Below are 24,339 nucleotides of genomic sequence, written 5' to 3' on the forward strand. Positions count from 1 at the left end.
GGTCGGTACCTCGATCAGGCGGGCAGCGCCTCGCTCAGCAAATCAGCACCGACAGCAACGGAAGCGAGGGCGACCTGCTCGCGGGACAGTTGTCTCGGTCGGCTGTGCAACCAATCAGTCAGCTGATCGCCCGCCACGTACGTGACGTCGCCGCTGACCGCCACGCGCTGCGGGAAGGGCGCCCACACCGCCACAACGGAGTGAGGAGCGGGTACAGCAGCCCCGCTACGAGCCGCGAGCGCTCGGGCGACGGCTCTCGCCGCACGGATCTGGTGGTTCCGTTGCCCGCGTTCGGTCCAGGCCCGGTCCGCGTCGTCCCGGGGCGTAATGGTGGCGCCTGCGTCGTCCACGCTCACGACGCCGTTCCATGCCTTGCTGTCGATGACGAAGATCCCGCCCGTGCCGATGACCAGGTGGTCGATGTTCCCTGCGCCCGGCCAATCGAGATCGTGGGTCATGTGCCAGCCCCGACGTTCGAGGGCTTTCAGCTCCCGTGCGGTGCGACGCTCGCCCTCGGCCCCGGCACCCCAGCGCTGGATCGATTCCGGCGGCGTGGTCCACACGGCGACGGCCATCATCACGAAGGCGCCGAGCATAAAGCCGCCGTACCACCGAACCCAGCCATCACCGAGCCAGGAGACCAGCAGCCAGGTGGTCCAGGTGATCGCAACGAGCAGCAGGAGTCGGCGGGAGATCCGGCGCCGCCAGTGGCTGCGTAGCTCGCGATAGCGGCCTTCCGCGAACCGCCCCGCACTGGGCGAGCGACGCAACATTGCCATTCGGTGATCATCCGTCAGCACAGGGCACCGGGACAGGCCATTGGTCGTGGCTCTCACCCGTAGTGGCGCCCTCCCCGCCTCACCTTTAGGCAGCCGAGCGCGAGCACAGCAGTGGACGGCCTCCGCCGTTTCAAGGTCGTGCCTTTTCGATCCGGTGGCCACCACTTCTAATGAAGAGCTCATCGTCTTGACTCAGTCGTTCTCGGCGCGTGCGCTCGGGCGCCTGGGCAGCACGTGCGACTCTGCGTCGATGCCTGGTCGACGGAGGACGCAGTGAGCGAGGTCGCGCCGGGAATCTACGAGGCGCTGGTCACTGAGGAGCTGGCTGGCGCATTGACCAGCACGCCGAGAGAGCTGGTGCGGTACGAGCCGCTCGACCCGGCCGACTCGCACCTCGTGCTGACCCGACACCTGGCGAGCCTCATCAGCCGGTCACTGCAATCCGCGCCTGGGTCCGATCAAGGCAAGGTGGCCGCGCAGATCGAGCTGGCCAACCGGATCGCGACCGCCGTCGGCGAACTCAGCACACCGGACGCCGTCCTGACCGGCGACCGGGTCGCCGACGCCGCCCAGCAGCTGCTTGCCGTCGCGACGCCTTCCCCGACCCCGGCGCCGGTGGCCTTCCCTGCGCGGCCAGAGGTGCCGCTGAGCACCAGCGCGCTCTTGGTCAACGGCCGGGGGCAGCCGCGGATCGGCTACGAGGTGGAGCGCGAGCTGGCGTCCGCGGACAGCGTCGACCTGCTGTGCGCCTTCATTACCTGGCACGGCGTCCGGGTGCTGGAGCAGGCCCTGCAGGGCCTTCAGCAGCGCGGCGTGCGAATGCGGGTCATCACCACCACCTACCTGGGAGCCACCGAGCCTCGCGCCGTCGAGCGACTGATCGCTGCGGGCGCCGACGTCCGGATCTCCTACGAGACCCGGACGACGCGGCTGCACGCCAAGGCCTGGCTCTTCCACCGCGACTCCGGCTTCTCCACCGGCTACGTCGGATCGTCGAACCTGTCCCGGGCGGCGATGATTGACGGGCTGGAGTGGAACGTCCGGCTGTCGTCCGTGGAGCAGTCTCACTTGCTGCAGACCTTCGCCGAGACGTTCGATTCCTACTGGCACGACCCGGCGTTCGAGCCCTACGATGCCGAGCGCTTCACCGCCGCCATCGCTGTCGAGCGGGGCGGTCGGGGCGACGTGACCACCGAGATCACCTCGCTGGACGTCCGTCCGTTCGGCTACCAGCAGGAGATCCTCGAGGCGCTGGACGCCGAGCGGCTGGTGCACGACCGCTGGCAGAACCTCGTGGTGATGGCGACCGGCACCGGCAAGACGGTGGTCTCCGCGCTGGACTACCGGCGGCTGCGCGCCCAGGGGCACGTCGAGACAGTGCTCTTCGTCGCCCACCGCAAAGAGATCCTGACCCAGAGCCGGTCGACGTTCCGCCAGGTGCTGCGCCGCGGTGATTTCGGTGAGCTGCTGGTCGATGGCGCCAAGCCCACGCAGTGGCAGCACGTGTTCGCCTCGGTGCAGTCGTTGGCCCAGCTCAACCTGGCCGAACTACGGCCGCACCTGTTCGACTTGGTGGTGGTCGACGAGTTCCACCACGCGGAGGCAGCTACGTACCGCCGGCTGCTTGACCACTTGGAGCCGAAGGTGCTCGTCGGGCTGACCGCGACGCCGGAACGGGCGGACGGCCGAGACGTCATCGCCCGCTTCGGCGGCCGACCGGCAGTCGAGCTGCGGCTGTGGGAGGCGCTGGAACAGCGGCTGCTGGCGCCATTCCAGTACTTCGGCAAGCACGACGACGTCCCGTTGGACACGGTGCGCTGGCGACGGGGTTCCGGCTACGACGTCGCCGAGCTGACCAACCTCTACACCGGCAGTGACGCCCGGGTGCGGCTGATCCTGCAGGCCGTCGTCGACACGGTGGCCGAGCCGACGCGCATGCGGGCGCTGGGCTTCTGCGTGAGCATCGACCACGCCGTCTTCATGGCTGCTCGGTTCGACGCCGCCGGTATCCCGAGCCGCGCAGTGACATCCCGGGACGGCGCGGACGCCCGCGCGGCAGCGCTGACGGCACTGCGCAACGGCGAGGTGAACGTCCTGTTCACCGTCGATCTGTTCAACGAGGGCTTCGACCTGCCGGAGATCGACACGGTGCTCTTCCTCCGCCCGACGGAGAGCGCCACCGTGTTCCTGCAGCAGCTCGGCCGCGGCCTCCGGCTGGCTGAGGACAAGCCGTGCCTTACGGTGTTGGACTTCATCGGCTCCCAGCACCGGAGCTTCCGCTTCGACCTGCGCTTTCGGGCGCTGACCGGGACGTCCCGACGTGGGCTGGAACGGGAGATCGACCTCGGTTTTCCGACGCTGCCGGCCGGCTGCTCGATCCAACTGGACCGGGTCGCCCAGCAGGTGGTCCTGGACAACGTCCGGCAGTCGCTGCGGCTCCCCTGGCCGCAACTGGCCAGCGAACTCGCTGCTTCCCCGCAGGCCGACCTGCCCACCTTCCTGGACGAGACCGGGCTGGACATCGAGGACCTCTACCGCGGCACCAACCGAAGCTGGCTGGACCTGCAGCGCGCGGCCGGCGTGGTCACCGCCGAACCGGGGCCGGACGACGCTCGGCTGCGCGGCGCATTCGCCCGGATGCTGCACCTGGACGACGTCGAGCGACTCGACCGCCTGGGCGACGTGCTCAACGGCGGGGTTCTCGGATCGAGCGACCGAGACCGACGACTGGCCGCGATGCTTCACTTCGCACTTTGGGGTTCGCGGACGCCGTTCTCCTCGGTGGAGGAGTCACTGGCCCGACTGCTCGCCGACCGAGTTCGTTCGGCGGAGCTGGCTCAACTGATCGGAGTGCTGCGAGAGCGCATCCATCGCGTGGCGCCAGCGCTGGACGGCGGGTCGCGGCCGCTGCACGTGCACGCCCGATACAGCCGCGAGGAGGCGCTGGCGGCGTTCGGGATGACCGATCTGGCCGGCACGTTCGGGTCCGGCGTGAAGTGGGTGCTGGACGAGCGGGCGGATTTGTTCTTCGTGACGCTGACCAAGACCGAGGGTCACTTCTCCCCCACCACGATGTACGCCGACTCGGCAATCACACCGACGCTGTTCCAGTGGGAGTCGCAGAACACGACGACGGAAGCGTCACCCGTCGGCCAGCGGTACGTGCGCCACCGGGAGCGTGGTAGCTCGGTGCACTTGTTCGTGCGGGAGACGAAAACGGCGGACGGCGCCCGCGGAGTGCCGCCGTACCTGTATGCCGGACCGATGACCTACCAGTCGCACACCGGCAACCGGCCGATGCGCATCCTCTGGCGGCTCGAGCATGCTCTACCCGGTGACGTCTTCCATGCCGCGAAGGTCGCCTGACAGATCGGCGGGCAACGTTGACGGTCGTAGCCTTCTCCAGGTCACCTGCGGCCGCCCAGCCAGTACAGCGCGAGATCCACGTCGCGCGCGGTCCATGAGAGGCCGTGTGTTCTCGACACCATCGCGCGTGCGTCTTCGACCAGTTGCATGTAGCGGCCATAGCGTCCCGACGCGTTGTCGAGCTGGACGCCCAACTGGGCCAGGGCCGCGTGGGCTCGTCGGTCGTAGATCGCCATTCGCTCGGGTGCCGCGGCGACCAGGACGGCAGATGCCAGTGCGTCGCCATGGCTGAAACCAGGCAACGACCGGAGAGCACTGCGGCCACTTCCGGCGGCGTCGGCTGTCGACCTGTTCGAGTCATGCACCGCCTCAACGGCCGCACGCGTGGCAGCACGAACGTTGCTGTCGGGTGTCGAGTTCAGGCGCGCCGCCCAGGGGGTGTTCGCCTGCAGACGCTTCCAGAGCACAAGTGCACCGATGTCCGCCTTCCCCACAGAGCCCGTTGAGGCGATGCGGGCGGTCACCTCGCACAAGGCTTCGTCATAGGCCTCAGATACGGCTGATCCACATTTTTGTCGCGCGGTGACGAGCTGGCCCAACTGATCGGGCTTGAGATCCATCAATTGTCTCCTGACTGGGGCTTTCACAAGATGGCTTGCCCGTCCGCATCAGCCTCGATGTCGAGCAGGAGACGGCGTCACCGCTTGTCTCACACCGTCGGCGCCCGAAGGTCGATGACATCGGTAGCTGCGACCTCGTCATCGCTGCGCCGGTCGAGCAGCTTGAGCAAGTCCTCCTGGCGTGGCTGGCCAAAAGCGAGCCGGTAGAGCGCCAGGTCGCGCTTCAGCCGGTCGTATCGCGGACCGTCCAGGCTCAGCGCGTACGGGTACACGTACCGCTCGATCTTGGCGTCGCCGCCGTAGACCCAGTACGGCACGAAGTCACCCTGGTCTTGAGTCGCCTGGTCAGCGGCGTCGTAGGCCGCCCTCCACGGGTCATTCAGCGAGGAGCCGAGCGCTTCCGCTCGGTGCGCGGCAGCCACGTTGCGCCGCACGGCGTGCCCGCCGAAGCGGTGCACACGACCCTCGCGCTGCTCGAAGTCCACCGGATTAGCCGGGGTGTTCCAGTGCACGATCGCCGAGCACCACCAGTGGAAGTCGATGCCCTCCTGGCCGGCTGAGGTGGTGGTGAGCACGAAAGGCCAGAACGGGCTGTTGAACGCCGCACGCACGTCCTGCTGGCGGATCTGCACACCTTCGGCAGCATCGGCTGCTGTCCCTCGCGCCGATCCGTAGCGGAGCGCGAAGCGACTGCGGAGTCGTGGGCCGTTGCCATCGAGCGGGTAGTAGGGCGCGTAGTTGGCGACGCGCAGGCTCACCGCGCGGACCATGTCATCCGCCAAGCCGAACAGAGCCTCGCCGGTCAGGGGCGTGTCAGACAGTGAACTCCGCAGGTGGTGCACGTACTCGTCGAGAACGGCCTGCAGGTTGCCGGCCGCGCAGTAGTCGAGGACTGCGCGCCAGTAGGCGGGTCCTTCGTCACCGCGGTCGATGATGAGCGTGCTCTCAAGTCGGTTGAAGAGTGCGCGCAGGCCGGCAGCGAGATGCGCTGCCGCCCGCCAGTGCTCGCCGCTGTTCACGTTGTCGTCCTCGGTGAGGACGCGGCTCAGCGCCCGCCACGCGATGTTCCCGGGCGCGTGTGCGGCCAACCGGACGACGTCCCGGCCGAGGCTGTTTCTGCGACGCAGTCGGGCAGGGCCGCCGCGGGCGATTGCCTGCAGTGCCTGATCGACGTGTGCACTCAAACCGGCACCCGTCTCTGGCTGCTCTTGGCCCGCGTCGGGTGATTCGCCAGAGCCGCCCGCCAACAGCTGTGGCAGCCCGCCACCCACGTCGGCCGGCAGAGCGCCTGGCCAGCTCAGGAACCGGTTCCACGCCGCGGTGTCGCCGTCCGGCTCCGCCTGCTCTCCGTCGTCCTCCGCACCTTCCAGCGCGTCTCGGACCGCGGTCTCCAGCTGCGCACGGCTCAGCAGTTCGCCAGGGCGCGAGCGCGCCACAATGAGTGGGTCACCCAATCGAGCCAACTCCGGATGCGGCCAGAACAGAGCCAGCGCGCTCATGGCTGCGGGCCGGCCGTCGGTGAGGCGGTAGTCGAGCCGACTCGCCACCGCGGCACGCGCCTGGACGGTGTTCTCCGTCAGCACGCCGTCGGCGATGCGGCGCTCAGCTTCATAGCTGAGCAGCCCAGCGATGGCCGTAGGAGTCGCCGACCACGAGGAGAAGATCAAGCGCTTGGTGATCCCGGCGGCCGCGTGCTGCGCGAAGGGCTGACCGAGAGAGAAGTACGGCATGGACGGCGGCAGCCACAAAAGCTCTGCCCATCCCTTGTCGACCGTGTCCCCAGCGAGACGACGTAGCCGGGCGTTGCCCATGTCCATCGGCTTGAACGACGAAAGAGCCGCCGCATCCAGTTGCTGGGTACGAGAGGCGAGCTCGCGGACGCCTGATGGGCCGCCGTCCGCGAGGGCCTTCTTGAGCTTGTCGCCGAGCTGGTATCCCTCGACGAAGTTGACGAAGTACGGCGCGGACTTCCAGTACTCGAGCGTCGCGTTGGCGTCGAGCGCCGAGGCGAGCTCGCGAAGCCGCACGTAGCCACGGACGTCGTCAGCGGTCAGGTCAGCAAGCTCAGTGCGCCGCTCCTGCACCATCTCCCCGGTGCTCAACCGCGGGCGCTCCGCCCGTGTCATGACGGTCGTCAACAGCTCTCGGACGCGCCGGGCCGCTTCCGCTGCGGGGATGGCACGTGACAGCGCATCGCGATAGTGCGCCAGAGCGTCGTCGACCTGGTCCAGCCAATCCGGGTCTCCGTTGAGGAAACGCAGGGTCTCCAGGAAGTCCTTGTGGTGGCTCTCCCCCGTCGTCAGCCGCTCCTGCTCCAACGTGAAGGGCTTGTACGGCGTAGCGGACAGCAGCAGGACCTTCGCCTGGCCGTGGTTGAACAGCTCCTGAGCGAGCTCGGCACTTTCCCCGCCCTGCTCCACCGAGAGCAAGTTCCTGAACCGCTGAAATTCATCGAGGATGACGAGATCGGGTTCCAGGGACTCGATGGAGGCCCGCGCCAGCCGACCGCGGAGTTCTCCGATCAGCCCCGTCGCGCGTTGCCACAACTCGCCAGTGATGTCCTGCCGACGGCCGACATCAGCAAAGAGGTCCTCGGCGCGCCGCCCAAGGTCGTCCCTGTTGATCGCCTGACCGAAGGCTTCCGCGATGACGGGGTCGGGACCGCCGTCGAGGGTCGAGCGGAGGTACTCAACGGCGGACTCGAACCGCTCGTACGACCGGGTGGTGGCCCGCAGAGTCTGGAGTGCGCTGCGACGGGCCCAGCCGGAGAGCTCGAGGTGCTCCTCCAGCAACAGGTAGATGAGCGCTCGCTCCTCGGCCTGTCCCGTCCGCCAGCCCTGCTCGAAGCTCGTTCCGGGCGTGAACGCCACCAGGTTGACCGGCTTGTCGATCAGATCCGAGGTGGCGCCCTTCAACGATGCCGTGTGTTTGGCGAGCATCGTCAATCGCGTGGACATGTGCGTGGCTCGACTTCCGGTGACCTCGAGCCGAGCGAGGTTCTGCCGGGCGATGTCCGCATTTGAGCAGATGTAGACGACGTCGATGCGGTCGACCGAGTCGTCGTCCTGGAGGTGCTCGAGCGTCTTGGCGATGACGCCACGGGCCACGACGCTCTTGCCCAAGCCTGTCTCGTCAGCAACGAGAAACCGTCGCGTCGGTTGATCATCGGTGAAGAACCGGCGAGCGACGTGGTCCACGGTGGCGCGCTGGAAGTCCTTCAGTCCGGCGAGCACCGGGCCGGCATCAAAGCGCGTCACGCGACGGCCTCCTGATCGCGTCGGACGGCGTCCACGACCGCCCAGATCTCCTTGAACCCGTCCGGGAGCACGCTCCCCCGGTCTGCATACGCACCAAGACGGTCGACGAGGCGGGCGAGGTCATCCAGCCGGCCTGGGTGCTCGACCAAAGCCCGCATCAGCAACTCAAGCAACCCGGGGGCCTCGAATGCAGTTGCGGCGGATGCTCCGGCACTTCCGACGGGTTTCATCCCCACCGCCCAGGCGGGCTGACCCATCCCGAGCAGGAGCGCGAGGAAGCGAAGGAACTTCTCTGGGGTGTCCACCTGCCGTGCGATGATCTCGTCGAGCCGGTTCATCGGGGCCCCCACGAGGTCAGCGAGGACGACGGCACTCGCCGAGACACCGTCCTGGGTCGTTGCCGTGATGATCACGAAGGCCGAGATCTGGTCGACCTCCATGGGCCCGAACGTGACGTCGATCAGCTGCTCGGGCGGTACCTCGGCGGCGAACTCGGGCACCGTGACCGGGCGGACAGTGACGCGTGCACCGACCGGCAACGTCGGGATGGCTGGGCCCTGCAGCTGGATCAGGTGGCCGTGGTCCGTCGACTGGACCGACGCGGTGAAGTCCCCACTGGCCAGGTCGATCAACAGGTCACCGAGCTGACCCGCCACGTCGTCCTCATCGGGGGCCGCCTGCGGCGAGTACTCGGTGAGGATGCTGCGCAGCGAGCTCTCGGCCTCGAAGAGGTCGGTCACGCCCAGCTTCGCCGCCGAGCCGACCAGCGAGACGAGGATCTCGACGTTCCCGGCGAAGGCCGCTTCTGTGGCGTTGGCCGAGCCCACCCGGATCCACGCCTTCCTGCCATGGCGGAGGATGAAGCACTTGGCGTGCAGCCCGGTCAGCCCGGTGGCCGTCGGGTCTGTCCCGTCTCCATTGTCTTCCATCTCACTCGTGAGCGGGTCGAGGACGAACGTCTCGTGCTCCCCGAGAGCATTCCGGTCCAGCCCGTCGAGGGTCTCCTGCCGACTGACCACGGTCGCTGGCGTGCCGCCGGTGACGGTGGCCAGGCCGCCGTCTGTGCAAAAAGGTGAGATGACGAGGTGCTGGTGGCCGACGAAGAAGTCGGCGGCCAGGGAGTGGCCCAGCCCCAGGACGTCGAAAGAGAGATCGTCGACGTGCTCGGGCAGTTCCCACTCTGTCCGCTGGAGGTCGCTCGCCAGAGCATCGAGTCGGGCGGTGCGCTCAGGCGGCATGGTCGACAAGCACATGCGGGGCAGCGCAGTCAGCAGGTCGGCGACCGGGCTATTGCCCTCGACGGGACCTGGACCCAGCTGACCGTCGAGCTGGAGGCAGAGATCCCAGCTGCGGTCGGCGGTGAGGTTGCGGCTGGGGACGAGCAGCCGCATACGGACGTCGGCGACGTCGTCGTCGGCCACGTAACGGAGAGCCCACAACTTCGGGTGGAAGAGATGTCCCGCCTTGGGCCTCCGCACCGCGTGCAGCACCGGCTCCAGGAAGGAGAAGATGGGCGACCGCGAAGGCGGCAGGGCGATCATGCCGGCCTGGTGGAAGATGTCGAGCCGGTCAGCCGCTGCCCGGACCGCCTCCATCAGCGCGATCGGATCACCGGAGTCGGCCAGCCGACGGGAAAGGAAAGACAGCGGGACCGACAGCGCTGTGTCGAGGTGCAGCGTGAAGGTCGTGGCCACGCCGTAGTCGAGGCGGTACCCCTCCGGTGGGCGAAGGGCGTCGAGCAGCAGTGCGCGGCCGTCAGGCTCGAGCATCGGATGACTCCAGTCCCTGGTGGATGTCCGCAACCAGCGCGGCCACGTTGCTCCACCGGTAGGTCAGCCGCCGGCTGCCGGAGGCGCCGGCCCAACTGCGCAGGAGCTTCTCGTTGGCCAACCGCGACTGCGCGCCCTTGATCGAGCGCTCGCGCTGCTTGATGAGCTGCCGGCACGCGTCGTCGTCTGCGATCCCGTCGACGTCACCGCGGACGAACCCTTCGAGCCAGTCGCTGATGAACCGGCGGGCGCGGATGTTCCCCTCGACGCGCGGATTCTGACTCATGACCCGTTGCCACATCGCGGCGGTGTCCCACGAACTCCGCTTTGGATGCGCCAGCGCCTGTTCTGCCCACTCGTCCAGGGCGCTGCGGTAGGTCTCGACCGGACTGGGGACGTTGCTCAAATCCTTGCTCTCGTACCACTCGCTGATGAGCAGGTTGTAGAGCAGGGCCGCTCCGTGCATTGCGAGAGAGAAGAGCTCTGCGTCCATGACGACGGAGGCCATCTCGGTGGGCGCCGTTTCGACGGCGGGGTGACTCCACGGCCAGTCCACGCCGTCTACCGGCCACTCGGACAGCAGGACGTGCGTCAGATAGGAGTCCGGGGTGGCAACGGTGATCTGCTCGCTCAACCAGCTCGCCTCCTCCAGCGACAGCCGTACCCCACCGTCTATGGCATCGGGGAACCCGGGCGGCGCTACTGGCAGGGAGGAAACCCATCGGCCTGGGGCATCGCGAGTGACCTGTTCCCCGACCGCCTCCTCAGCGAGCACCCCGCTCTCGACTGCTGGGCGGGCGATGCCGTAGCGCTCCAGCGCCTGCTTGTAGAGGACCGAGGGCAGGTTCTTCACCGCGGTTCCGGCGTACGCACCGATGATCCCGGGTTCGCCCGGTGCCGCCGCCTTCAGCGCCACGAGCGCCCTGCGCTCGACCATGTCCAACGTCTGCCGCCCCCGCCGGTAGTGCGCCGTGCTGTCTGCGTACTGACCGCACCACGGGACGACGAGGAAGTACCGCGCACGAGTCAGCAGCACCGATGTACCCGGGAAGAGCAGGTCCGAGAAGGCATCGCGGACCTGACCGATGCCCAGTTCGTCGCGGCTCTCCTTCTCCTCGAACAGGCGCAGCATCTCGCGTGTCCGGCGTTGCTCCTCAGCCGAGAAGTCGAGCCAATTCAGAGTCGAGGTCATCCGGGCACTCCAGCTTCGGCGGGCTCTTGCTCCGCCGCTAGCAGCTCGCTCGGCTGGAGTCCGTGGTCGAACATGAATGTCAGCAGCCGACGGAGGATCACACGCTTCCGCTCAAGATCGGCAATCCGCGGGGACTTGGGGTCCGACAGGGGCGTCAACCGGTTGAGCTCTGCCGCCACATCTGTCTCAGCGCCGGCGAGGTAGTACCAGGCACCTGCATCCGGCGTCACATCGAGGAGCTGGCGAGCTCTCGCCGAGCTCACCCGGATGACCACGTCAGCCGCGAGTTCATCAACGGATGCGGTGGCCGCACTCACGGTGACCGCTCCCGCAGTCACTGCCGCGCCGGCTGAGGTCAACCCGCTCAGCATCGCAAGTCCACCGATCATGCCGCCCGGACCGAAGGCAGCCAGAGCACCCGTGACTGCCGCTGCCCCGTAGGCGGTCGCCGGCGCAGCCAGCGCGACACCGAGGGGCCCGGCGGCGAGGAGGGCCACGCCACCAACACCGATGAGGATGCGTGACCACGGGATGCCAGTGCTGCCTCCGAGGCAGCCCTTTACCTCAGCGATGGCCTGACGGATGCGGTCCCCGCTCTCCGGCTGGATGTGGAGCTCCGTCGCCATGTCGCGCAGAGCGTCCATCGGTGCGTCGCCGGTCGACACGTCATAGGGCTGGACGAGGTTGGACAACGCGCAGAGGACGAGAACCTCGACGACTTCGTCGATGCTCCAGGCCCGGATCAGCGTGGGTGGTTCCCCGTTCGAGAGAGCCCGGACGGCGCCCGACAGTGGTCGACCTTCATTCGCGAGCAGGAGCCTGAGGCTCTCCGCCATCTCCAACTGCACGGTCCGCAGCGCCAGCTCGTAGCGGGCAGCAACCGCCTTGTCCTTGATCCTCCGCCGGACGTGGTGTGCGAACGCCAGGGCGAACAGGGCGGTCTGCTCAGGCACAGAACCGATGACCTCAAGGGCCACAGATCGGACGGCCAGATCAGTTCCCAGCGACCCTTGGAGCGCCTCACCGATCAAGATCGCGACCGACGGGTGTTCGAAGTAGGCCTTGGCGGCATGCCGTGGGCCGACTGCGATCGGGTGGTCAGCTGCGGCAGGGAAGGTGGAGCCGAGCCCGCGACCCGCGGTGACGATGTCGGCACGGCCGTACAGGTTGGACCAGTCCCCGACGATCCCGTACGGGAACTTCTTGAGCAGGCGCTCACAGTTCTCGTGGATGAACGACGACCCAGCCGGGCTCCCGATCGTGATGAACCGCTTGACGGTTACACCGCCAGGCAGGTGATCGAGGAGGTCGACGGCTACCACGGACCCCAGACTGTGTCCGACGAGCACGATCTCCCCCGACGCTGGGAGGTGCTCGAGCACGCGCCGGAGGATCGCGCCGCGCAGGCCCTCGTTTTCAATGTAGCGGCGGACCTGGTGCAGCTGCAGGATGCCGGCAGCGATGACTGCCTCCTGTCCGGGGCCGAGCACCACAGCAGGTAGGCCGTCAAAGCCGAAACGCCCGATGTCGGGATCAGTGCCGATCAGGCGTGCGGCATGTGCCTGTTGGAACTCGTACTTGCGCCGCCGCTCGTCCTCGTTGGAGGACTTGTAGGTGCGCGCGGGAACTGAGGCGTGGACACCGTCCGTGCTGAGCAGGTCGCTGTAACGCGGCGCGATGGTCTCCGCCCGGGCAAGACCTCGGTAGCCGGCACTCTCCAGCCCGAGGTTCAGATCGGTCAGCCACTGACCGCGCGGGTCACCATCACCGACGCCGTGCAAGAAGACGAGCTTTGCAGACAAGACATGAACTCCTGACAGTGACCGACCACGTCTGAGAACCGTGGAGCGCTGACCCTGTCATCAGGTAGGGACCATTCGGGAACGACGACACCCGATACCCCAACGGGTGAGGCGGCTGCGACCACTGTGACCCGAGGCACTCGGCGGGTCAGTTCCCGCTGTTAGGGTCCATCTCGGTCTGATTCACGGGGGCGACATGACTGCATCCGGGCGCGCCGCGCTCGACGAGCTACGGGACGTCGTCCGAACGGAGCCAGAAACGGCGTGGACGTTGCCGTCGCGGCTGTGGAGCTCGCGCAAGAGCGGAACAGCGATCGGTTCATCCGCTTGACGGCAGTCAACAGGGGTCACCGGCCGCCCCGAGCACCGCCGGCAGGACGTCGGTATCCCCGGACCGCACTGGAGAAGCTCGCCGGCTGACTGCACACCCAACGTCGCCGAGCGTCCGTTGAGAGTCTCACCGACGAGTAGCCCGAGGACGTCATCGTCATCAGCGCCGCAGACATCGGCAAGCTGATGCACGAGAGCTTCGATGCGTTGATCCGCGAGTGCACCGGGCGGCTGCCAACCGCCCGGCGAGCCATTGGCCCAGGGGGGACAGCGGCGGCCGAGGGCTACCGGCCGATCACCGCCGACTCCCCCGCCGGGCGGCTCCGCGCCGAGCTCGGCCGCCCGCCGGTCGCCCCGGTGGTGGTCGTGTCCCGGCGGGCGTCGCTGACGCCCGACGACCAGCTGGTCACCTGCGCCGCGGCCGACCCCGACCGGCGCGCCGCACTCACCGCCGCCGGTGCCGAGGTCCTGGCTCCATCCAGTCCATCTCGCCACCCTATATTCGCCACTGGGGCAGCTCCCCGACGCGACCCTCGAACGAAGCGATACAAGCCGTCGTGGCAGCCTAGTCGGGGCGACCCAACGCCTGGCAGAACGCGCGTCTGCCATGAACGGGCACAATAACAGTTCATCGACTCACGGCCGCGAGCCTTCATGCCTCCGCGAGCTCGTAAAGCGAGCCATGCTTCTTGCCCATAACGGACTCAATCGACTCCGCTAAACCCCCGTCGTGGATCAGAACCCCGAACTCGACATTGAGGTTCTCGGCGCTGTACGAGAAGTTGGCGCTGGTCAAAAGCACCAACTGATGATCGACCACAACGAACTTCGCGTGACTGACGACCTTCTTGCCAGACGCCAGTTCAGCAGACCGATAGACTGTCGCGCCCGGAAGCTGCGCCTGCACCGCAGTTGCATCTGCCTTTGCGCCGTCGACGTACACCGTGACCAGCACACCAGGTCGTTCCGCGGCCTCTGCCAGGACCGCCCACATTTGCGACGTCTGCTGGAAGTTGTAGGTCGCGCACGTGACCGACTGCCTTGCCCCCTGAACGATTTCGTGGAACTGGCTGGTCAGGTGCCCGACTGTGGCCTCGTTGCCCGGCATCGTCCAGACGGGCGTCAGCCTCGGGTGGACCGCCTTCGCACCCGCGACCGCGCCCAGTACCGCAACGGCCCTGGCGGGGTCGGTGTGATCGAGCCCTGCCTCCGCCATCAGCTGTTGAGCATGACCACGTCGGGCGGAGGCCACGGCGGTCAGCACCTGTGTAACGTGCCGCCCGCCCGCAAGTCCAGCAGCAAGGGCACGCGCCTCTCCCGCTGTGAGGTAACCCCCGAGCTCACCCAGCGGGTCAGCCGGCATCGATCTCGCCGAAGAACCCAGGAACGGTCACGCCCGTCGTCGTCGCGAGCGTGAGCATGAACCGCCGGTCCAGGAAGCGGTTCGCCTTCTCGCACGAGGTCTCGGACGCGAACGTGCAGCAGTGACAGGCCGCCCCGTGCAGAAAGTCCTCGGGGTCCCTCGGTACTCGCATGGCACACACCGGGTCCGACGAGCAGCGTGCAGCCCGCCGGAGCGCCGACGACACCAACGACTGCAGCCGCTCGGGCTGGGACAGTGCGACCAAACCGCCGAGCGTGCCCTCACTGTCGGACGCGGTGGTGCAGATCAAGAGGCCTGCAGCCGCAGTTCGCTCAGGGGACGCCGGCCAGCCGTAGATGCGCTCGGACAGGCTGGCCGCACCGTATCCGCTGTACATGGCCATCTCACGGATGAGTGCATGCGAGAACGAGTGCAGTAACCAGTACCGCGGCGCAGGGAATCGTGTCTCTGGGTCGACGTTCTTCGCTGTCTCCGAGAACCGCCGGGCGAAATTGCGGTCATGCGCCTGTCGATGTGCCGCCCACAACGGTGACGCCAGGACGACGGTCTCCCATGCGGCAACCGCATCGAGGTCGAGCTGCAGGAAGACGCCTTCCCCGCGATCCTCGGTTGCCGGCACCCAACTCGGCCGTTTGTTGCGAGTCAGCTTGACCAGCCGGCTCGACAGGTCGTTGACCCGGTCCATCTCGTCGAGTCGGGTGAACCCCAGGACGGCGTTCACCTTCTTCATCTTGTTGACCGCGACCACGCGCTGAACGCGGGGATGCAGCTTCGCCCCTCGGTCGCGCTCGGTGACCATCAGACCGGTGGTGTTGGACTGTTGCGCAAACAATGCAGGTTGCTGGAGGTAGGCCCACTCGGGCACCAACAAGTCGATCGGGTCCCAGCCCGCCAGCTTGTCTTGGCGCACCTCGTCGGAATCCCCCGCCATCGCCTTCGCAGCCGCAGCCGCCAGCTCGTCGTCCGTCACCGCACCGAGCTCGATGTGTGCCGACAGAAGATCCCGCAGGAAGTCCGGATGCGCCTGGTACTTCGCGACCTTGTCCAAGCCGATTTCAGCGCGCATCTGGTCGGCCAGCGCTGCCGTCTGTTGCTTGTCATCGCGCGGCATCACGATGACCGACTGCGTCGATGCGAACCACAGGTTCGAAGCACCCATCAGGACGATGGCCGGTCGCGCGTCGCAGTCGGCATCGAAGGCGCCGAGGTGTGGATGGCGGCCGCGGCACTTCTGTGGCAACTTATCGCGGCCCACACGCCCCTGTGCCTCCGTCATCCCGCGGCTAGCCGAGCACTGCGTGCACACGATGCTGGAGCCGACGCTGCCGCCGACGTTCGCGTCCCGCATTTTGAGGTCGGGACTCTCAGCCTTGGGGCAAGCCATCCCCTTGTGCACCCACAGTGCATACGGGAACTCGTCGAGGTGCCCGTTGGTACAGGTCAACAGGTGTTGCGCGGGCACAGCCGGATTGCTCCGCTTGCCCTTCCCCCCGGACTTCTTGCCTCGCCCCGGGCAGCTCTCGTGGGTGAACTGCGCAAGGTCGGGGCGGAAGGGATGGGTGTTCGTATAGGTGAAGCGGGGCAGCGGACCGAGGTAGTCGCAGCCGGTACACCGGAACCACTGGGGGAACACGCGAGCCGGAACACCGAGGTCGGTTCCCTCAATGGAGGGGCCACCGCGTTTCGGCTGCCAGGGGTAAGGCCGAAGCGAGTCGACATCTCTGCCGAGGTGCATCCGGACGACGTCTAGCAGCCGTGGTTCGATGATGGTCGGCACGTGCTCGCGACGCTTCCAGATGGGATCCCAGTCGTCGAGCCCGGCCGGCATCACGGCGAAGTTCGGCAGGTCCATAACGGCGCCGGGGCCGTATGTGTACAGCAATGAAGAGGGACGGGCTGATCCAACGCGAGCGCGGTTCTTGACGTTTGCGTTCTCGGCGTCGGCCAGCGGGTCAAGTGCGTCCGTGGCGTCGGCCAGCATGTCCGCGACTGCGTCGGGCGATGCGGTGGAGGCTTCGGCCATCAGGCGTCGTCCCCTGAAGGCAAAGTCCATGCAGGGGCGCCCTCGGGCGCACGGGCGAAGAGTCGGTCGGGCAGCGGACTGACCAGCAGGTTGATCTCCGGCTGGACCTCACGCATTGAATTGGCGATCCGGAACGGCGCGGCCACCGAGCTGCCAGCAATGGCGACGGCGTTCTCCGGGCTGATCATCAAAGGCATGTGAGCGTTGCCCTTCCCTGTGCGCTCGTAGACGAGAGTCTGTCCGTTGGCCATGGCTTCCCCCGCGCGCTTCGACCAGTGCTCGACCCGGTTGACCAGTAGGTGGTCTGCCAGCTTGGTCGCGTCCTCGTCCTGCGCCGCGGCTTCAATCCGCTGCATCAAGCGGGACACGAGCCCCTGTACGGCGGTAAGGTTCTGCTTGATGCGTCCCGCCGCCTGCTCGGGCGACAGACCGTCGGCGGTGGCGGCCTGGAGCACGCGGACGACGCTCACCAGCAGGCCGTCGATCCCTCGCTCGAGAGACGTCGGCGAGTAGGGAGTGACCGACAGCGCCTCCACTTGGGCGTAGAAGGTCTCGTGGTAGTGCCGGAACTGCTCGAAGTGCGCAAGGTCGCGGGGCCGCGCCCAGTTCCCCAGCGACACCACCAGACCGGGCCGATCATCCGAGTCTCGGCCGACCCGAGATGACGCCTGGATGTACTCGGCGGTATTCTTCGGTTGCCCGACCACCAGCATCAGACCCAGCCGCTGGACGTCGACACCGACCTGCAGCATCGAGGTGGCCAGAACCACGTCGAAAGGCACCTCCTTGCGAGGGGAGGCGGACACACCCGCATCAGCTGCCGCCATCCGCGCCCCGAACGCTGCCGAGCTGTCGTAGTCCGGGTTGAACTCACCACCGAGGCGGTCCAGGGTCCGGCCAATCTCAGCCGACGCGATGCGAGAAGTCAGTTCACCCACGTGGAGGACACCGAACGAGGCCCCGAGCCGACTGGGGAATCCAGCCCCCCGGCGCGGTCGCTTGACCCGGTTCTGGACGTCGTCCGCGACATAGCGGGCCATGCCAGCGAGCTCACGCGTGGCGTTGAAGTAGCCGACCAAGGTCATGTAGGGGTCCGCGGCCTTCCGCGCGTCCCCCGTCAGTGCCGGGTCGTCCGCGGAACGGTCGAAGAGCAACTGGCCTGCCGACAACAGCACCTCGGCGACCCGGATCTCGGCGCTGGAGAGTCGCACGCCCTGAGCACTGACCCCGATGTAGCGCCGCCCCGGGTGTTCCTTGCTGATGGGGATCTCGTAGGAAAAGAACGTGTTGGCTACGTCGAGCACTTGCGGCGGGAAGATCTCCACCCAGCGCCCGTAGAGGGCGCGCACTTGCGCTTGGGCGTTGCGCACCGTGGCAGTCGACGCCACGATCAGCGGCTTCACCGGCATGGCGTCGGGAGTCTGCCAGCTGCAGAGGGTCTCGATGGCCACCTCGAACAGCCCGACGGATGTACCGAGCGCCCCGGTTATCAGATGCAACTCATCCTGGATGATCAGGTCCGGTGGCCGGAGCCGGCCCACTGGCACGACGGTGGCCGCGGGACCGCCCTTCGACGTGTGCGAGCTGCCCGTGCAATGCGGGTAGTCGACGTGCACGTAGCCGTGTCTGCCGCACCTACGGTTGACGTAGCCGAACAGGGCCGCCGCCTCACCCTCCCGGGCCAATCGCGCGAACTTGTCGACGGTGGCGATGACGAAAGCGGGGGTGAGACGATATATCTCCTCGTCGACGGTCAGGACCGGCAAACCCTCGGTGACTGCGCCGCCTTTCGCAAAAGGACAGCGAGCCAGCTCGTCTCCGCAGTACACGAACACCCGCCGCGCGACGGGGTCGGCGCGGACGTTGGCGGCCCCAATCGGCGTGCCACACCAGGGGCACCGCTGGACCTGCAGCACCGTGAGTCGGTGGCTGCCGTACTGGTTGGCCTTGACGAGCTGGTCCTCGGCCTCCTCGTACCGCTTGGGGCTGACAGCGGTACCGACCCAAAGTCCGATGCGAAAAGGCGTCGTCCCCCAGGTGCCTTCATCCTCGCACCGGGCCAGCTCAGCGGCGCAGACGAGGGCTGTCGCTCGTTGAAACTGTTGGGCGGTCAGCAGCCGAAGCGTGTAGCGCATGAGCACGGCGACCCCGTCGTTTCCGTCGAGCGGGCCGTCGCCGGAGTCGACAACACCCTGCCTGCGGCGGATGGCGAACGTGTAGGCCGCCAGGCCGAGGTACGCCTCGGTCTTGCCGCCACCGGTGGGGAAGAACAACAGCTCGACCTGCGCCTGAAGATCTTCGCTGCGCAGCCGGGCGGTGGGGTCGGTGAGCGCCCCGAGTTGCATGAGGATGAACGCGAGCTGGAACGGGCGCCAGGTCGCGGCCTTGTCGCCACGGGCCGCCACCAATGCATGAGCGTCAGCAATCGACATGTCCGCGTTCGAGGCACGTTCCGCGGCAACCTGCGAGGCGATGCGCTGGTCGCGCATCACTCTGTTCATGAACTGGAAGCAGCGCAGGGCCTCAGGCTTGGACGTGACGTGCGCCAGCCCGGCGGTCAGCCGCTTGTGCACCTTCCGGGCCTCGCGCAGGGCATCCGCAGCGGTGTCCAGGAGGTGGGCCGGCAGTTCGGTAGCCAGCTCCTCCTGCTCATCGAGCCAGGCTCCGTAGCCAGCGACCAGCGGAGACAGCCCGGTCGCCAGCCCTGTGGCGTCCGCCTCTGCCAACGCGGCCATGGACAGCATCGCCTGGTCGATCTCGCCGGCACGCGTTTGCGGAGTCTCTGACACAGGCAGCCAAGTGGTCTCGACGGAGGTGGCACGTCGCGATCCAACTTCGGCCTTCCACGTGACCGAGCAGCACCGGCCGATCGCGAACTGCAGCCGGTCGCGGTACTGCAGGTCGAGCCGCCGAACCTCGGAGTCGTGCTCTGCCCAGTACTCCTCGAGGGCGTCTCGGACCGGCAAGAAGACCTCGGCCCCATTGGCGTCGATGGCGAGTCGAGTCTGGAAGAGCCACATGCCGATCGGGATCGGCATCGGGGTGACTCGGTCGTTGCACAGGGCGATCTCCACGAGCACGCGTCCAAGCGCCGTGTCGTCGTAGCGGTCGATGCGCAGGCAGACCTTGTCGCGGAGGGACACCGTGTGGGTCTCGCCGGGCACTAGATCAGCGAGCTCGACGGTCCTGGGCTCCTCGACAGGGGTGCGCTGGTAGTTGCGGATGGGCCGGCCGGACTTCGTGACCTCATCGGTCTCGACCGGCTCGTACACGCCCCAGGAGGCGTGCACCGTGAACGCGGCCAGATCGGCGGGCACCTGAAACCGCAGACCCATGGACGAGGGGATCATGAGTCCCTGCTTGGGCGTGCGGTCTTCGGCGTCGTCGTCTTCCGACTCGGCCTCGGTGTCGTCGGCAGCAAATGCGGGCACGCCGCGGCCCTCGGTGAAGGCAGCCTCGTCAGAGCGGACCTGGACCAGATCGCCGCGACCGGCCTCCGCCACCTCCGTTTCGGTGACGGCAACGTCGTCGGTCAGCTTCACTGGAGCGATGTGCCCGACCAGATACTGCTGGCGCGGACTAAACGACAGCACCTCATTGGGACCACCGACCGGACCGAGCAGCTCGCGTTCCAGGATGTCGACGAGGTTCTCACGCACCTCGTACGACGAACCGTCGAGCTCGTGAGTCAGTTCGTACGTGCCTTGTGGGCGGGAGCTCGCGGGATTGGCTGCCGTCACGGGAAAAGTGACTCCTGTTCCTCAGATGGGATCCGCGGCTTAGAACCCTTGCCGGTGACCCCCGCTGCCTGCTCGGCCGCAGCCCGGCGGTGATTTTCCTCCAGCAGCCGGTCGAGTATTTCAACCCGCGCGGCTGGGCTGACGGTCCATCGCGTCATCTGGCGGTAGGTGTGGAACCCGTGGTCGAGCGGGACGTCACCCCAGCCGTAGGCCCCCATGACTGCGCGATCAAGTCTCATATGGATATCCCGCATCCGCGCCACGTCTGGCTCAACGGCGTCAGCGATCGCAGGATCATTCACCAGGTTGTATAACGCAGTCAGGCCCAGCTGTCGCCGCAACATGATCTCCCGCCGCACCTCTTCCAAATTGTGCCCAGCCGTCGCCAGCCCCAGCGTATCTCCCGCTCGTGGAAATGTCTCAAAGACGTCCGACGGCGTATATCGGGGATCCGTTCTCATTCCCGACCCGTACTTGATCACCCAAGCCTGATGCACAGAGGATGAAAGGATGGCTTGTTGTGCGTACGAGTCTGTCGGGAAAACACATAGCGAGTTGCTCAGTATCTGACGTGCAGAAATGCGCACTGGCATCAGAGATTTGCTCACGATAGTGACAGCGAGAACCTGACCCAGCTGGAGTATTGCTTTGCGCAGCGCCGGACGCTTGTCGGCAAATTGCCACCATCGTGTTGGCAGAGGAGCGCGCAGAACGAACTGGCCGTGGGCGTCCTGGCGCTGTCGCTCCGGGCGTACTCGCTCTTCAATACGGCCGAAGGGGAGCTCGTATTCCTGTGCGCGTTCCTTTGACCAATCGTTGAAGTCTACGATCCAACGCGACGCGGATACATCGGGGCGGGAGTAGAGGTCGTCACCGTTCAAGAAGGGAAGGAGCACATCGGAGTTCTTCGGGGACGCGCTAAGCCAATTTTCGGCCTCTTCGGGAGACACGACGAACCCCATCCCTAAAGGATAGACTCCAATAAAGGCGGCGTTGCGATTCTCAGCTAGCCTGACGGGGTAGCCGAAGGATCTGCCCGCGGGCTCCAAGTACGTCGAAATACTCGGCACCGACACGCCGTCGAGGTTCAAGGCAGCCTCCGACAAGAGCGGTGTCAGACTCCCCCAGATTGCAGCGTATTCTAAGTTGACACCCGTCGCGGGCCATCGCCGACTTCGGACAGCTCGGCTGATAGCGAAACCCGATGCCACAGCCTGGTCCAGTCCAACTTCGCGCGTATCACCCTGGGCGATCGTATTGGTTGCAATCAGGCCCAGCTTCCCCGTATTCGCGAGGAGATTCCGCGCACGCAAGAAGAAATAGGCGACAAGGTCGGCATTTCCCCTGACTCCACCAGCCAGCTGAAATACCATCCAGTCCCGCACGTCCGATCCGACGGCGCCAGTGACCTTCTTCCCGCCTAAAAAGGGAGGGTTCCCGACAATGGCATCAAAGCCGCCGTGATCCACCATAACGTCGGGGGCTTCGAGCACCCAGTGCAGCGGCTGCCATCGCCGATAGTCGGTCGCAACCGTGGGCGTCAAGCCCTTGTCGATCAAGGTGTCGAGCATGGCCGGGTTGCCCGGCTCGCCATTACGGGGAGCCGCGGCTCGGGCGGCAATGCGGAGGTTCTCGTAGGCGTCGTCCAGCTTACCGCCGGGCTTCCCACCCCAGGGCAGGCCAGCGGCGATGACGCCGTCCGCAAGCCGACGCAGGTCAGCGGTGAGCCGCCGTAGGTCTGCAAGCTGGCGGCGCTTCGCTGCACCGTCTCGGGCGGGGTCGCGATCGTCGATTTCGGTGGCGAGCTGAGTCCGGAGCTCAGAAGCGCGGCGAACCACCTCCTTGACCTCAACGTCGTCCACGCCGTACGTCTCGAGCTTCTTCGCGCGGCTTGGGTCGATGTGCAGCGTGCGGAGTTGCTGCACATCGGTGAGTCCGAGCAACGAGTTGCCGAGGAAGATCTTGTCGTCGACGAAGGAGAATGGTTGGTGCCGGTCGAGGGAAACCAGCCAGAGTGAGAGCTTGCACATCTCGACGGCCATCTCGTTGATGTCCGCGCCGTAGAGGCAGCTGGCCACCACCTCACGGATCGCCCGACCTTCAAGGTCTGTACGAGCCTCATGGTCGGGGTTTTGCCGGACCCACGCCTCGACCACCCGCTCAGACAGGTACCGGGCGGCGGCGACGAGGAACGCCCCGGAGCCGCACGCGATGTCCGCGACTTTGAGCGCAAGGATCTGTTCCGACGTCTTGGGCTTCCACTGGCTCTCATCCGCCGTCTGGTGCGGCCCGGGGTTGAAGCACAGTGGCTCCAGTGCGTGCTTGACCACCTCCGTGGCCAGCGACTTGGGCGTGTAGTGAGCACCCGCATTGCGGCGCGACGGTGTCTCCTTCACCAGCAGGCCGCCGTCCAGCACGACAAAGGGCTGCTTCCGCAGGTCGAGCCGAGCTAGGCCCAGCCACGGGAGCACCCGGTCATGAAGCGCTGTGTCGTCCCCGACCGCCTGTCGCAAAGCGCTGACGGCGCCAGAGTCTGCCTCCGCACCGATGCCCTTGGCGATCGCGGTCGCGGAGGCTGGGACAGCTGCGGGCTGGTCGTCCTTGAGCCACTGCCGGATCGCCTCGGCCAGCTTCCTCGGTTCTGCGTGCTCGGCCGCCAGATCTTCGAGCACGGCCATGGGTATCTCCGGCTCGCTGCCGGCCTTGCCGATCAATCCCAAGTGGGGTTCGTCGACGCGCTCAGCCGTGTAGCCGAGCAGTCCCTCGTAGATGTAGCCGATCTGCTCGACGTCCAGCTCACGGAACGAGATCTGCCGGGCCTCGCCACTCTTCAGCCGAGGTAGCTGCACGGACCGCAGAACGTGCAGCATCACCCGGTCGGGCACGGTGAGCGCCAAGGTCTCCTGGTCGGTCGTACCGGTCAAGAAAGGGAACCGGGACGGATCGAACAGTGACCCGCCGTAGGGCGGCATCCGCAGGTTCTCGAATGAGGCCCCTGTGTAGAGGGCCCGGCTGGTGGCCAAGAGCCGGTGCCAGGTCAACGAGGTCGAGTCGAGCGCCTCTTCGGTCTCCGCGGCCTCACGCTTAACCAATCGGGCCAGCTCTCCGGAGATCCCGTACCCCTGCTCGAAGAGCTCGCCCGTCGGTAGCAATCCCCGCTCCTCCGCAAAGAGGAGGAAAACGATCCGCATCAGCACCGTGACCGCACCCTCGTACGTGTCGTGAGCTCGACGGGGAAGGGGGTCGGGCAGTCCGTGCCGCTGAGATTCAGCGGCGGACTCGGCGAAGGACTGGATCAGCAGCTCAACTGCCTGGCGCACCTGCGCGCCAAGCGCCTCGGTGATTTCCTCTGCTTCAGCCACCGAGTCCTTGAACAGAACTGGCAGTCGCTCAGCGGGGTCACCACCGATCAGGTGGCGACGGGAGACCAGCGAGAAGAACGCATCCCGCACCCGGGGCTCGGCGACCCAGTCCAGCGCGTCGACCACCCCCGACGCGACCATGGCGCCCTCCCGGGCGCACACCAGGCCCCACCAGCGACCATCGGTCACCAGGCCGACCTCGGGTCCGCCGGCCCGCAGCAGAGCCTCCAACCTGTCGACCGGTGAGGCAGCCCACCGGTCGCCCGGGGCTTGGCGCAGCGAATCAATCGGGTCGACGAAGTGGACGAGGCAGCCCCACCCGTCGCCGTCCCTGATAGCCGCCTGCGCGGTCACCGTGACCTCCCGGCCGGGTGACGACGCCACCAAGCCGGGAATCTCGTCCCAGCTCATGGACTCGGCCCAACCCGCGACGTCCCGGAGCACGACCTGCACCCAGGCGTCCCGGGCGTCCCGGTAGTTGGCGAGCGCGTGTTCCGTTGACGGGTCCCGGTCGTAGCTCTCCCACCCGGCGACGAAGGTACGGTGCGCCGACGCCAGGGCGGCCTTTGCCTCGACGGCGAGAGCTGGCATTCCTTGAGGCCACACGCGCTTGAGGGGCGGGACCGCCAGAAACGGGCCCTCAGTGTCCACGAGGGTCAGCCACGAGCGATGCAGCTCGGCAGCGCTCATCGGGCGCATCCAGGCATGCGTGACC

At 67.0% G+C, this 24,339-nt stretch carries 11 protein-coding genes; 1 reads left to right on the forward strand and 10 read right to left on the reverse strand.

What is annotated here, in order from left to right:
* Positions 1–14 precede the first annotated feature (14 nt).
* Positions 15–779 (reverse strand): nuclease-related domain-containing protein, encoded by a 765-nt coding sequence (locus O2W20_RS20610; protein WP_269173492.1) that lies wholly within the window; start codon positions 777–779, stop codon positions 15–17.
* 273 nt (positions 780–1,052) lie between these two features.
* Here O2W20_RS20610 and O2W20_RS20615 point away from each other — a divergent pair, with 273 nt between their 5' ends.
* A complete protein-coding gene (locus O2W20_RS20615) occupies positions 1,053–4,145 on the forward strand; it encodes a DUF3427 domain-containing protein (protein ID WP_269173493.1) in 3,093 nt (1,030 codons plus the stop codon).
* A gap of 41 nt (positions 4,146–4,186) precedes the next feature.
* On the opposite strand, the gene O2W20_RS20620 is transcribed toward O2W20_RS20615, so the two are convergent.
* From O2W20_RS20620 to O2W20_RS20660, 9 genes are all read right to left on the reverse strand, one after another.
* A complete protein-coding gene (locus O2W20_RS20620) occupies positions 4,187–4,765 on the reverse strand; it encodes a hypothetical protein (protein WP_269173494.1) in 579 nt (192 codons plus the stop codon).
* 89 nt (positions 4,766–4,854) lie between these two features.
* Positions 4,855–8,022: a helicase-related protein gene (locus O2W20_RS20625; protein ID WP_269173495.1), complete on the reverse strand. Its 3,168-nt coding sequence runs from the start codon at positions 8,020–8,022 to the stop codon at positions 4,855–4,857.
* Positions 8,019–9,791, reverse strand: coding sequence for a phospholipase D family protein (locus tag O2W20_RS20630; RefSeq protein ID WP_269173496.1), 1,773 nt, complete (start codon positions 9,789–9,791; stop codon positions 8,019–8,021). Before O2W20_RS20630 ends, O2W20_RS20625 begins: the two co-directional genes overlap by 4 nt.
* A complete protein-coding gene (locus tag O2W20_RS20635) occupies positions 9,778–10,983 on the reverse strand; it encodes a DUF6361 family protein (protein WP_269173497.1) in 1,206 nt (401 codons plus the stop codon). The genes O2W20_RS20630 and O2W20_RS20635 overlap by 14 nt, the downstream gene beginning before the upstream one ends.
* Entirely contained in the window at positions 10,980–12,785 is a 1,806-nt protein-coding gene (locus tag O2W20_RS20640) for a hypothetical protein (protein WP_269173498.1), read from the reverse strand. The genes O2W20_RS20635 and O2W20_RS20640 overlap by 4 nt, the downstream gene beginning before the upstream one ends.
* A gap of 982 nt (positions 12,786–13,767) precedes the next feature.
* Complete coding sequence (drmC, locus tag O2W20_RS20645) at positions 13,768–14,478, reverse strand: DISARM system phospholipase D-like protein DrmC (RefSeq protein WP_269173499.1); 711 nt, start codon at positions 14,476–14,478, stop codon at positions 13,768–13,770.
* The gene (gene drmB, locus O2W20_RS20650) at positions 14,468–16,552 is read right to left on the reverse strand and encodes a DUF1998 domain-containing protein (protein ID WP_269173500.1); all 2,085 of its coding nucleotides are present in this window, start codon (positions 16,550–16,552) and stop codon (positions 14,468–14,470) included. Before drmB ends, drmC begins: the two co-directional genes overlap by 11 nt.
* The gene (gene drmA, locus O2W20_RS20655; protein ID WP_269173501.1) at positions 16,522–20,262 is read right to left on the reverse strand and encodes a DISARM system helicase DrmA; all 3,741 of its coding nucleotides are present in this window, start codon (positions 20,260–20,262) and stop codon (positions 16,522–16,524) included. The genes drmB and drmA overlap by 31 nt, the downstream gene beginning before the upstream one ends.
* Positions 20,259–24,314 carry a DNA methyltransferase gene (locus tag O2W20_RS20660; protein WP_269173502.1) on the reverse strand — a complete coding sequence of 1,352 codons (4,056 nt, stop codon included), beginning with the start codon at positions 24,312–24,314 and terminating at the stop codon, positions 20,259–20,261. The genes drmA and O2W20_RS20660 overlap by 4 nt, the downstream gene beginning before the upstream one ends.
* Between the last annotated feature and the right edge of the window lie 25 nt (positions 24,315–24,339).

Source organism: Modestobacter sp. VKM Ac-2982, from assembly GCF_026967935.1.
Lineage (GTDB): Bacteria > Actinomycetota > Actinomycetes > Mycobacteriales > Geodermatophilaceae > Modestobacter.